Below are 12,651 nucleotides of genomic sequence, written 5' to 3'. Positions count from 1 at the left end.
AACCAGAGCGCAACCTTTGGGCTGGGACTGGACATCAAGAAAAGGTACCTGGTATCGGGAATGTACACCACACAGACCTCTGAACTGTCGGGATACACCAATGGCAGCTTCGAGCTCAACCTCAGGGTAAATCTCGCTAAATAGACCTCAACAATATCACCAAGGCAGCCCCATAAAGGCTGCCTTGTTCGTTCTAATACATGGCGCAAAAGAAAAGCTAAAGACAGTAATGCTAATTGCAACAAATGAACAATAAAGGTGTCTTGTAATTAATGAGAAAGATACCTACTATCAAAGCTGCCTGCATTTTTATTTTTATAGGTTTAAGTGTTAATACTTTCTTTATAAAGGCACAAACTAAAGTTCAAACTGCACAGCTCCATACACTTTGTAAAACATGGGGTTTGTTAAAGTATTACCATCCGGGAATTGCCAATGGGAGCAAAAATTGGGATTCGGTATTGATTTCTGCAGTAGATCAGCTATTAAAATCAAATACTCCTCAACAATTGAATGTAGAAGTAGAACAACTGTTAGATATTGCGGGCAAGTATACAGCGCCAACAGCTGATTCAATAACAAAAGCAAGCATTAACACCCGCAATCTTGACCACACTTGGATTGAAAGGGATAAGTTGTTAACGAGTCAACATCAACAGGTATTAACTTTTGTATCTAAACACCCTTATCGTGGATTAAATTATTATGCGCAACCTAATCCTCAAAATGACAGTACAGTATATACACCAAATGAAAAACCCTATGCCGAAATGTTATTGCCAAATGTCAATTATAGACTGTTGGGTTTATTTAGGTTTTGGAATGTAATCAATTATTTTTATCCTTATCAATATGCTATAGGTAAGCCTTGGGATCAAGTGTTGGATGAGCTGATCCCGGAAATGATGAAGGCAAACGACACACTTTCTTATCACAAAGCATTGGCCAAAATGGCTGCCACTATCAATGATTCGCATGGTGGGTTATGGCCTCAGGTATTTGATACCATTACAGGTAAATATAGTCCATCATTCGATTTTCGAATTGTTGACCATGTAGCTGTAGTAACAAGAATTGACAGTGGAGACCATTCATCAGGGCTTAAAATGGGTAGCGTAATTGAAACCATAGATGGTGTACCATTAAAATCAAAAATGGAAAATTATTGGGATTATATTCCGGCATCAAACAAGGGTGGGAAGCTTAAAAGCATGCATTACTTGGTACTAAATAGTCATCGCCAAACAGCTTTGCTTTCAGGCTATCACCCAGATGGGAAAAGGTTTAAGGTGATGGTCAATTTAAAAGAACGTGATTTGCTAAAAGGTTATCCTAACTTTTTTGAAATGGAAAGCCCTATCACCTACAAAATGATAGCTGATAGTGTAGGCTATGTATTCTTTAGTAACATTACCCGAAAAAATTTAGATAGCATCATGTCTCCTTTAATGCAAACCAAAGCAATTGTTTTTGACATGAGGAACTATCCTGCTAATGGAACTGGTACTTATCTTGTACCACAGTATTTGCTCAAAGAGCCTCAATTCTATAGCCGCTTAACACGTCCTGATTTCAGTTTGCCAGGAACATTTATATATGAAGAGGCAAATAAAGGAACAACTTATGCCCAAGTAGGCAAGTTAAACCCTGATCCTTATAAAGGTAAAATCATTTTACTGGTAGACAATAGAACACAGAGTGCTGCCGAATGGGCCTGTATGACTCTAAAAACAGCTCCTAATGTTACGGTAATAGGCAGCCAGACAGCAGGCGCAGATGGCAATGTAACCAGAACTGTTTTGCCAGGAGGATACCGGGTCAATTTTTCTGGTTTAGGAATTTATTATCCAGATGGAAGAGAAACACAACGTGTTGGGATTAAAGTGGATATTCCAGTGGCCTATACGGTTTCGGATATTGTCAATAAACAAGATCCTTTGTTGAAAAAGGCATTGGAATTTATCGAGCAAAAAAAATGAACGTATTCAATGTTGTTCAATGTACTTTAATTGTACTAATACAAGGTTAGAAAAAGGTTTGGCAGTTCATCTAAATTTCCATGATGAAGTAAGCTATATTTTTTGTTAAATTTAAATTACTAATCTTAAAAACATGAAAATAGTTAAACTCATTCTTTGTGCCCTTTTTGGGCTAATGTTTATCAATGCAGGCTTAGATAAGTTCTTACATTACATGCCGGTTCCTCCAATGCCAGCAGAAATGATGAAGGTATTTGAAGCCTTTGGAACCATTAAATGGTTGATGCCTTTAGTAGGTTTTATCGAAATTTTAGGGGGAGCACTTTTTATCTTTCCTAAAACTAGGGCTTTGGGCGCCATTGTAATCTTACCGGTAATGGTAGGTATTGTGATCCACAATGCGATATTTATGCCATCTGGTTTATTAATTGCAGGTGTAATGTTGTTGATCAATCTTTGGATGATCGGAGACAATTGGAAAAAATACCAACCATTGGTGTCTTAAAAAAAATAGTCTTTTCCTGGTTCGTGCCTCACGAACCAGGAAAAGACTGCTGCATACAAAACCTTAAGGTATTCCCATCAACATCCGTTATATAAAACTCACGGCTGCCCCAGGTTTGATCGGTAGGTCCTTGGTGTACGGGCGAATCTTTTTTATTGGAATGATCCAAACCCCGTTGTACATATTTCTGAAAAAGTTCATCCACTTCATCAACCCAAATATTGGCTACAGAACCGAATAAATAGTCTCCTTCTGCAATAGTTAATTGTAATTCAATATTGTCGTTTACCAAATCAACTACCCAATCATTGGCAGATGCTGCTTTATATTTTAGCTTAAAATCGAGAATACCTGTATAAAAAGCAATGGCTTTTTGCATGTTCCGACATTTAAAAAGAGGTACGATCTTCATGTGGTTGAAACTTAAAAGATAATTGTTTACTTTTTGTTAGCTCAAGGCTTAGGCATTGATGCCCATCGCATACAAAATAATGTTTACCCCAAACTTGGTATTGTCTTCTGCTAAAAAACGTTTGTTTTTAAAATCATAATCCCATTCACAGCCATAATCTTTATTGCTGTATAATACCCCAATTCTACCATTTATGGTAATGGCTTTGAGGTAATCGTGTATCAGATCGTCGCCCCAGCCATTGAGCTCGAAAGAAGTAGGAGGTGGGCCTTTCTCAAATTTAAAAAATGAACTATAGATGGGGTGAGTATTGGCAATTTTTTTCAATGCTTGGGCGCCAAATAGGTTGCTCATTTGGGTTTCGAAAGATTTGGCAAATAAACCATCTATGTCATGGTTGCAATCGTCAACAAATACAAAACCACCATTATTTACATATTGTTTAAAATTATGGGCCTCTTGTTGGCTAAACTGCACCAATTTATGTCCGCTTAAATAACAAAATGGATATTTAAACAGGTCATTACTGCTCAGATCTACAATCTTTTCTTCCGGATCTAAGGGAATGGTAGTATATTCTAATAAGGAGTTGAGCAGATTAGAAGGCATACGCTGATCTGTATCCCAATCTCCAGAATTATACTTTAACCTCGCAAAAGTAAACTTAGCGCTTTGCATTGTCCTAAATTAGTGTCAATTTTTAATAATCAAGATTTTTAAAGTAGATAACTTGTAAATTTTTTGATATTGTTTTATGAGGAACAAAAAATTGAGTCAATATGTTCTATATTGAAGCACTATATCGTCACACCTAAAAAATTATTGTTTTGGAGAGCCCAGAAAGTAACCTTAAAATATTGATCGAGAAGATCTCCCTATTAAAAAACGAAATCCAGAAGGTAATAGTTGGTCAAGATGTCATTATCGAAGAAATGTTGATCGCATTAATGGCTGGCGGACATTGTTTATTGGAAGGCGTGCCGGGTTTGGCCAAAACCTTAATGGTAAGGACCATGTCGCAGGCCTTAGACCTTTCTTTTAGAAGGATCCAATTTACACCCGATCTGATGCCAACAGATATTGTAGGAACAGAAATCTTAGAAGAAGACCATGCCACTGGCAAACGTTTTTTTAAATTTAACAAGGGGCCATTATTTGCCAATATTATTTTAGCAGATGAAATTAACCGTACCCCACCAAAAACGCAGTCTGCCCTTTTAGAGGCCATGCAAGAGTTTGAGGTTACCTACGGTGGACAGACCTATCCTTTAGATCGTCCGTTTTTTATCTTGGCTACACAAAACCCAATTGAGCAGGCTGGCACCTATCCTTTACCTGAAGCGCAATTGGATCGTTTTTTATTGTACATTAAAATAGGCTATCCTACAGCTGCAGAAGAAACCAGAATCTTGAGTAGTACCACTGGTGCTCAAAAAAATAAAGTCAACCCTATTATTGGTGCCGAAGAGATCAAACAGTTACAGACCTTAACCAGGCAAGTAAGCATTAGCGATGATCTGATCAGTTATGTGAGCGAATTGATCCGTGCTACCCGCCCCGATACCACTACCGTAGATTTTGTGAAAGAATGGGTACGTTGGGGTGCTGGCCCAAGAGCAGGGCAGGCCTTGATCTTAACGGCCAAAGCCAGAGCCTTATTTCATGGCAGGTATGCTGTGATAATGGAAGATCTGCAAGTAATGGCTTATCCAGTATTGCGCCATAGGGTTTTAATGAACTTTAAGGCAGAGGCTGAAAACGTTTCTTCTGATAAGGTAACAGACGAATTGATTAAAACTATTGCTAGACCAAAAGTTAACATTTAATGAGTAGACTGCTTGATCCTAGAATATTGATGGCCATCAAAGACCTCAATTTGTCGGCAAAAGCCACAATTGATGGTTTTATGAGTGGGATCAATAAAAGTACCGTAAAAGGTCAGGGTTTAGAGTTTAGTCAATACAGAAGTTACCAACCTGGTGATGATTTGCGCTCTTTAGATTGGAAGATGTTTGCTCGGTCTGATCGTTATTATATCCGCGAATCGGAAATTGAAACCAATATATCCGTTCGTTTTTTGGTAGATGCCAGTGCTTCTATGAACCATCAGGATGGTGAGGTAAGCAAGATCGCTTATGTACGTTACTTGGTAGCTTCTTTAGCCTATTTGGCCAATTTGCAAGGCGATGCCATTGGTTTGTATGTATTTAAAAACGCAGGTATTTATACCATGGCAGCCAAACAGGATTTTCAGCATTTAACCAGGTTGTTTTACCAATTAGAACAGATCAAACCTGAAGGTACCTTTACCAAGCCAATTCATTATAAAGAGATTTTTGCCGGAACCCAAAAACGTGAGCTCCTCGTTTTTGTAACTGATCTTTACCAAACCAATAATGAGATTTTTAACCTGCTGGATACCTTAAGTACTTTAAGACATGAAATTATTGTGTTTCATGTTTTAGCCAGAAATGAAAAAGAACTTGATTTTAAGGGCTATACTACATTTGAAGATTTAGAAACTGGCGAAACAATCCAGTTAGACCAAACCAAAGCTCGAGCCGCTTATCAAGAAAAATTGGCACTTTACCTAGAAGAGACCCGAATGCGGATGTTGGATAGAAATATCTATTACCAAACTATTTCTACAGATCAATCATTAGATCAAGCCTTAAGAGATTTTTTAAAACAACGAAACAAACTTAGAATTTAGACCGTGCATTTGTTATATCCCATAGGTTTGTTTGCGCTTGCAGGATTGATTATTCCTGTAATCATCCACTTGTGGAATGTAAAAAGAGGCAAAACCCTAAAAATTGGGAGCATTGCCTTAATGGGCGAAAGTGCCAAGGCAAGTTCAAAAAGTTGGCACATAAAAGATTGGCCTTTATTTATTTTACGTTGCTTGTTGTTGGTGTTGATTGCCTTTTTATTGGCACAACCTTACCTTAAAAAGACAACTGCGGCTAAAAACCGAACAGGTTGGGTGCTCCTTGAAAAAGACCAACTCAAACAGCTTGATCCTACTCAAAAACAAACCATTGATTCTTTATTGAACTTAGGTTTTGAACTGCACGAATTTAACCTGGGTTTTAAACAGTTGACATGGAAAGATACTGCCATAACCACTGATAAACGACAGTTAAGTTATACTTCTTTATTTAAACAACTGAATAGTCAATTGCCTACGCACTTTCCAGTTTACCTTTTTGCCAATCATCAATTGCATAATTTTGATGGAGATTTACCTGCCATTGCTTTTGATCTGAAATGGAAAACACCCATCTCAACAGATACTTTAAAAAATTGGATCAGTAGTTTTGCGGGCAAAAATTATCAAGCACAATCAAGCGCATCTTTAACAAGTTACAAGGCAGTAGATGGCGAAACAAGTATATCGCTGATTGATGTACTCATTTACGATCCTAGTGGTGCAGATAGAAAATACATTGAGGCAGCCCTGCAGGCGATTTCTGATTTTACCAAGAGAAAGATAAACATCAAAATTTGGGATGAAAATGTCAAAGTTCAGGCCAATGTTGGGTTTTGGCTCTCCGATCAAGCTATCGATCAAAAATATTTGTCGAAATTGAAAACTGGGGCAAATCTATTTACTTATGCCAAAGGAAAAACCAAAGTAGCAACTACATTGCTTAATTTGGGGAGCGGGGCATGGGGTAATTATCCTACTGTTCAACTTTACCAAAGCATTATACCAGTACAACTAAAAGGAGAAACGATTTGGAGTGATGGTTTTGGTCAAGCTATTTTAAGTAAAGAAACAAACGAAAATTACCATACTTATCGTTTCTATACTAGATTTAACCCGCAGTGGACAGACTTGGTGTGGAGCGAACAGTTTGTAAAAGCTTTGATGCCGATCATGTATGCCGATCAAGATGCCATAGATTTTGGATTTGAGAATAACGCATTAGATCAACGACAATTAGCACAAGGACAAAAAGAACTCATCCAGCTTAATTTATCAGCTGTAGCAGAAAAAAGCAGTATTTCAAAGCCACTTCAGCAATTATTTTGGCTTTTGGCCTTCTTGGTGCTGATTATAGAAAGAATTTTATCATTCAGAAAGCAAAGGAAATTAAACCATGTCTAAAGCTGAAGGAGAAAAATGGATACAACAGTTGCGGGTAAAGTGGATTTCACTTTATTGGCTACAAGGTGCTTTGTTAAACTTGGCTATTTCCATTGTTTTAATGGTTGTTGCCACCCGATTTTTATCTTTTTCTTATTGGATTTTGTTGCCTTTGTTGGTGTTGGTAGCTGCTGTTCAATTATGGTTTAAACCAATTTGGAAAATTACAACATTAGATATTGCCCGCCATCTCAATACCAAATATGCCGTATTAGAAGAGAGTACTGCATTGTTTTTAAAACCTGAGACAGAAATTGCATTATTAGAGCATTTGCAGATCGAAAAAATTAGTGCCTATTTTCCAATAACAGATAGCTTGAATGGCCTTTGGAGAAAAATTGGCTATAGTTTAATTGTATTGATGTGTAGCATTGGACTTAGTTTGTTGATCAATCGGTTACCTTATTCATTTGTTGAAGATCAACTGAATACAACAACAGCTGCTTCGGCTGTGGTTAAAGAACATATTCCGGCACAGCTTCAATCTTTTAAGGTGAGCATTACCCCACCTGTATATACGCGCAACAAAGAACGTACACAAAAACAATTGACGATTAAGGTAGAAGCCAATGCAAAAGTAGATTGGAAATTTGAAACCAATACCAGTCTCAAAAGCCTAAAAATGATCTTCAACGACAAGGAAGTACACCAACTGAAACCTTCAAATGCAGATTCAACTGTGTGGAGTTTCTCGAGAACGATTACTCAGCCTGGCTTTTATCAACTGGTGTTAGATGGACAAAAATCTGATCTTTACCAAATTGAGGTTATTCCAGACCTGCCTGTACAGATCAAGATCATTCAACCCAAACAACGTACGGTAATAGACATTGGTCAGCCCCAAAAAGTGAACCTGAACATAAACCTAACAGACGATTATGGGATCAAAGATGCTTTTATATCCGTAACCATGGCCAGTGGAAAAGGCGAGGGGGTAAGTTTTACAGAGAAGAAGCTGTCATTTAATACGAGTTTTAATAATCAACAAGAAATTAAACTCCAGCAATTGCTAGAATTGAAAACGCTAGGAATGAAACCTGGAGATGAGCTTTACTTTTTTGTACAGGCCTTAGATAACCATGGACAGGTAAGTAGATCGGATGTTTATTTTGTCTCTATTGTAGACCCTACCGAATTAATGAGTATGGCTGGAATGACCAATGGGGTTGATCTGGTGCCTGAGTATTTTAGAAGTCAGCGACAGATTATCATTGATACCGAAAAATTGTTGAAAGAACAAGAAAGCCTATCAACAGAAGAATTTAAAAACCGAAGCAATGCCTTGGGGATTGATCAAAAACTGTTGCGCTTAAGGTATGGGAAGTTTTTGGGCGAGGAGGCTGAAACAGAAATTGGTGGCGACCACGATCATGACGATGACCACGGCAAAGGTGAGCCTGAAGCGAAATTTGGTGATGTACAAGCCATTATGGACAAGTATGCGCATAAACATGATATTGCTGAAGATGCCACTTTTTTTGAACCAGAATTGAAGGCTCAATTGAAAGCCGTATTAACAGAAATGTGGAGTTCTGAACTTCAGTTAAGAACCTACAAGCCACAGGGAGCCCTGCCTTTCGAGTATAAGGCATTGAGACTATTGAAAGACCTCCAACAAAAATCAAGGGCCTACGTGGCCAAAACCACCGTAAAAACAACTACTTTAAAGCCAGAAAAACGTTTGTCTGGCGAATTGGGTAAAATTATATCGCCTCTTCAACAAGCAGATTTTGAAAAGAAAGACCAAACAACCGAAAACTTAAAAACCTTATTGTCTTTATTAGAAAGTAGAAAAACAGGAAACTCTTTCAATGCTGCAGATCGTCAATTGTTACATGAAGCCGAGGGACAGTTGATTGGGGCTGCCGCTAACCAACCGGGTATTTATCTGGCTGCTTTAAAAAGTCTGAGGAAAATGAGCATAGCCAGTAAGGTTAACTTAAAAGATATTGAATTGGTGCAGCAGGTGGTTCAAAAATTAATTGGTCAAGAAACAGCAAAACCACAGACACAAAATGTTGGTGCTGCCAATAATTTATCTAAAACCTATTTTAATTACCTTAAAAAGCAAAGTAGATAGCCATGGAATTTAAATATGCAATACTTTTGGCTTGCCTTGCTTTTGGAATTTTCTTGGTCTACAAAGAATTCAAGAGGAAAAATAAAGCCCATTTGGTTTGGCGCATCATTGCTAGTGTTGCCATGGTGGGTGCTTTTGCAGCATTGATTGTTCCTATTACCTATACTGTTAAAAAGGTTGAATCTGTAAATGAATTGAACCTCATTACTGTAGGTACAAGTAGCCCAACCATTGCAGCAATTAAAGGAAACAAGTACTATGTAGATTCGGCCGTACTTAAAGCACATCAAAACATCAAAGCCAATTACCTGCCAGATTTAGCCTATCACTTACAATTACATCCTGAGCTTAAACAGGTTCATATTTATGGTTACGGGTTAGGAAAAGAAGAACTAAAAAAGCTAGAAAACCATACTGTTGCTTTCCATGCTGGCTCGGTTCCATCAGGCGTGATTTCTTGTAATTGGCCAGCCGAATTGAAGGCAACAACTCCCTTAATTGTTCAAGGAAATTACCAGAACGAAAGTGACCAAGCTATAAAATTATTGCTTTTTGGCTTAGGCAAAAACATAGATTCATTGAGTGTCAAAGCAAAATCTAGTGTCGATTTTTCTTTCAAAACCATACCCAAACAAACAGGAAAAGCAGTTTATCGTTTAATCGCCCTACAAGGAAAAGATACCCTAAGTAAAGAACCTGTTCCATTTACAGTGGCCAAAAAAGAAGTAATGAATGTATTGGTATTGGCTTCCTTTCCAGATTTTGAATACAAATTTCTGAAAAAATGGTTGTACGAAAACCAATATCCAGTTGCATTGAGAAGCAGGATCAGCAAAAATAAATACAGTACAGATTTTCTGAACCGAAAAGAAACGAATCTGGATCAGATCAATTCAGAAACATTGAAAAATATAGCTGTGCTATTGGCCGATGAAGAAGAATTAAAAGCCCTCAGTGCTAAAGAAAGATCAACAATTCAGTTGGCTGTTGAAAATGGCATGGGGCTGATGATCAGGTTAATTGATCCCAAACAAACCAATCCATTTCAAAATTTTAACCGATACGAAATTCCTGCCTCGGCAGAAAAACCCTTAGCCTTTAAAATACCAGCAGAAAACGCCAACTTAAATGTATTGCCCTTTGTACAAACTTTGTTTCTAAAAACAGGGGCAAACGAGCAAATATTGGTTGCTGATACCAAAGGTAGGGCTGTGGTAAGCACACAGCTCCATGGCATGGGGCAAGTAATGGGCTCTACAATTTCGGCCACTTACCAATGGCAACTTGCTGGTAAAAGTGCAGACTACACCACATTTTGGTCTACTTTACTTGATAAAGCGTCACGTAAAAAATCAATGGATCAAACTGTTCAGTTCGTGCCTCAATTGACTACAGTAGACCAAAGAACAAGATTGATCGTAAGCGGGACAGATGATAAAGTGCCTGATATGAGGCTAGGAGAGGTGAAGTTAAGTCCGAGACAAAATATGGAGTTACCATTTGAATGGGATGCTGTTTTCTGGCCAAGCCAATTGGGTTGGAATCAATTGAAAATCAATCAAAAAGCAGTAGATTTTTATGTTTATCAAAAGTCTGATTGGCAAAATCTTAAAAATGCCAATAAAATCAGCAGTACCAATCATTTTATAGCCAATCAAAACAAAAAGCAGGTAAATGCCCTGCAAAACAACAGTTCAGTTGAAAAGGAAATTTCTAAATGGTGGTTTTTGGCCATTTTTTTAATGGCAGCATCCTTCTTATGGTACGAATTGAGGATTTTGGAGAATAAATAACAATTGAAACTAAAATGTTATATTCTTTAAGGTTATTTGCTTGCTAAAATTACTACCTTGAGCTAATCAACCACTAACTAAAACCGAACCGTTTTGAAAAGAAAAGACTTTCTCTACTTATCTGGAATGGGTGCGGGTGCATTGTTGCTTCCAGATCTTTCTGCGTTTGCAAATCCAATAGACCCGTTACAGGCACTAGACCGCGTAGACGTTAAAATTAAAAAAGAACTAGCCGATGTTGCCTTAAATGCAGCAAAATCAAAAGGGGCAAGTTATGCCGATGTACGTATTGGCCGTTATTTAAACCAATTTGTTTCTACCAGAGATAAACGTGTACAAGGCGTTGCCAATACCGAATCTTATGGTGTAGGCATTAGGGTACTGGCCAATGGCTGTTGGGGCTTTGCAGCAACGAATAGCGTAACCAAAGATGCCATTGCCAAAGCTGCCGAACAAGCAGTTGCCGTGGCTAAAGCCAATGCTAAAATACAAGGCGAACCTGTACAATTGGCCCCACAAAAGGGTTATGGAGAAGTAAGTTGGAAAACTCCAATTGAAATCAATGCTTTTGAGGTGCCTGTAAAAGATAAGGTAGATCTATTGTTAAACGTAAATGATATTGCCATCCAAAATGGAGCTAATTTTGTGAATGCGGCACTGTTTGCGGTAAATGAACAAAAATATTTTGCTTCTACCGATGGTTCATACATTGATCAAGATGTACACCGTATCTATCCTACATTTGGCGTAACCATTATTGATAGAGAATCGGGTAAGTTCAAAACCCAATCGGCCTTAAGCTCGCCAATGGGCATGGGCTTTGAATATATGAATGCCAGACCAGAAGATAAAGTAAGTGGTGTAATTACCCGTTACAAAGGCAGATACGATATGTTAGGTGATGTGAAAGAAGCTACAAGTGTAGCTAAAGAAAAAATCACTGCTAAATCTGTAGAACCTGGTAAATACGATCTGGTATTGGATCCATCACACTTGTGGTTAACGATCCACGAATCTGTAGGTCACCCAACCGAATTAGACCGTGTTTTAGGTTACGAAGCCAATTATGCAGGTACAAGTTTCTTAACCTTAGATAAATGGGAATCTAAGAAATTCAAGTTCGGTAGCGATAAGGTAAACATTGTGGCCGATAAAAAACAAGTAGGTTCATTAGGTGCTGTAGGTTATGACGATGAAGGAGTAGCTTGCAAGAAATGGGATTTGATTAAAAATGGTGTATTGGTAAATTATCAGGCCATTAGAGATCAGGCACACATTATTGGACTAAAAGAATCGCAAGGTTGTTGTTATGCACAAGGTTGGGATGATATTCAGTTCCAACGCATGCCAAACGTATCATTAGAAGCTGGAAAAGAGAAGTTGAGCGTTGACGATATGATCAAAAACGTAGAAAAAGGGGTGTACATTATTGGTGATGGTAGTTATTCTATCGATCAACAACGCTACAATTTCCAATTCGGTGGACAATTGTTCTACGAAATCAAGAATGGTAAAATTGTAGGTATGCTGAACGATGTATCTTATCAGTCTAACACACAGGAGTTCTGGAATTCTTGTTCAGCAGTTTGTGATGAAAGCGATTATCGCCTAGGCGGCTCATTTAACGATGGAAAAGGCCAGCCTTCACAAAGTAGTGCAGTTTCTCATGGAAGCTCAACAGCACGTTTTAATGGAGTTAATGTTATCAATACAGCTAGAAAAATATAAT

11 protein-coding genes are annotated in these 12,651 nt (G+C 38.0%); 9 read left to right on the top strand and 2 right to left on the bottom strand.

Annotated elements, in window-relative coordinates:
* The 3 genes from AQF98_RS22375 to AQF98_RS11560 form a co-directional block, all read left to right on the top strand.
* On the top strand, positions 1-144 hold a 144-nt coding region (locus tag AQF98_RS22375), incomplete at its 5' end, for a type IX secretion system membrane protein PorP/SprF (RefSeq protein WP_152969698.1).
* A 128-nt stretch (positions 145-272) separates the two neighbouring features.
* The gene (locus AQF98_RS11565; protein WP_055132083.1) at positions 273-1,979 is read left to right on the top strand and encodes a S41 family peptidase; all 1,707 of its coding nucleotides are present in this window, start codon (positions 273-275) and stop codon (positions 1,977-1,979) included.
* Positions 1,980-2,112: 133 nt separating this feature from the next.
* Complete coding sequence (locus AQF98_RS11560; protein ID WP_055132082.1) at positions 2,113-2,484, top strand: DoxX family membrane protein; 372 nt, start codon at positions 2,113-2,115, stop codon at positions 2,482-2,484.
* Between the two features lie 28 nt (positions 2,485-2,512).
* Here the strand turns inward: AQF98_RS11560 and AQF98_RS11555 are convergent, their stop codons facing one another.
* Together AQF98_RS11555 and AQF98_RS11550 are read right to left on the bottom strand one after the other, a co-directional pair.
* Positions 2,513-2,896 (bottom strand): glyoxalase superfamily protein, encoded by a 384-nt coding sequence (locus tag AQF98_RS11555; RefSeq protein WP_369816918.1) that lies wholly within the window; start codon positions 2,894-2,896, stop codon positions 2,513-2,515.
* A gap of 48 nt (positions 2,897-2,944) precedes the next feature.
* Positions 2,945-3,574: a DUF4159 domain-containing protein gene (locus AQF98_RS11550; RefSeq protein ID WP_055132080.1), complete on the bottom strand. Its 630-nt coding sequence runs from the start codon at positions 3,572-3,574 to the stop codon at positions 2,945-2,947.
* Positions 3,575-3,723: 149 nt separating this feature from the next.
* On the opposite strand from AQF98_RS11550, the gene AQF98_RS11545 reads away from it, so the two are divergent.
* The 6 genes from AQF98_RS11545 to AQF98_RS11520 all read left to right on the top strand — a co-directional run bounded on the left by AQF98_RS11545 (position 3,724) and on the right by AQF98_RS11520 (position 12,650).
* Entirely contained in the window at positions 3,724-4,722 is a 999-nt protein-coding gene (locus tag AQF98_RS11545; RefSeq protein WP_055132079.1) for a MoxR family ATPase, read from the top strand.
* A complete protein-coding gene (locus AQF98_RS11540; RefSeq protein ID WP_055132078.1) occupies positions 4,722-5,609 on the top strand; it encodes a DUF58 domain-containing protein in 888 nt (295 codons plus the stop codon). Before AQF98_RS11545 ends, AQF98_RS11540 begins: the two co-directional genes overlap by 1 nt.
* A 9-nt stretch (positions 5,610-5,618) precedes the next feature.
* Entirely contained in the window at positions 5,619-7,010 is a 1,392-nt protein-coding gene (locus AQF98_RS11535; protein ID WP_161805866.1) for a BatA domain-containing protein, read from the top strand.
* On the top strand, positions 7,003-9,129 hold the full coding sequence (locus AQF98_RS11530) for a DUF4175 family protein (protein ID WP_055132076.1): 2,127 nt from the start codon (positions 7,003-7,005) through the stop codon (positions 9,127-9,129). The genes AQF98_RS11535 and AQF98_RS11530 overlap by 8 nt, the downstream gene beginning before the upstream one ends.
* Before the next feature lie 2 nt (positions 9,130-9,131).
* The gene (locus AQF98_RS11525; protein ID WP_055132075.1) at positions 9,132-10,922 is read left to right on the top strand and encodes a hypothetical protein; all 1,791 of its coding nucleotides are present in this window, start codon (positions 9,132-9,134) and stop codon (positions 10,920-10,922) included.
* Between the two features lie 93 nt (positions 10,923-11,015).
* A complete protein-coding gene (locus tag AQF98_RS11520; protein WP_055132074.1) occupies positions 11,016-12,650 on the top strand; it encodes a TldD/PmbA family protein in 1,635 nt (544 codons plus the stop codon).
* The last annotated feature ends 1 nt before the right edge of the window (position 12,651 follow it).

The sequence above is a fragment of the Pedobacter sp. Hv1 genome (assembly GCF_001412215.1).
Lineage (GTDB): Bacteria > Bacteroidota > Bacteroidia > Sphingobacteriales > Sphingobacteriaceae > Pedobacter.
This window is presented reverse-complemented; position numbering and strand designations above follow the sequence as displayed.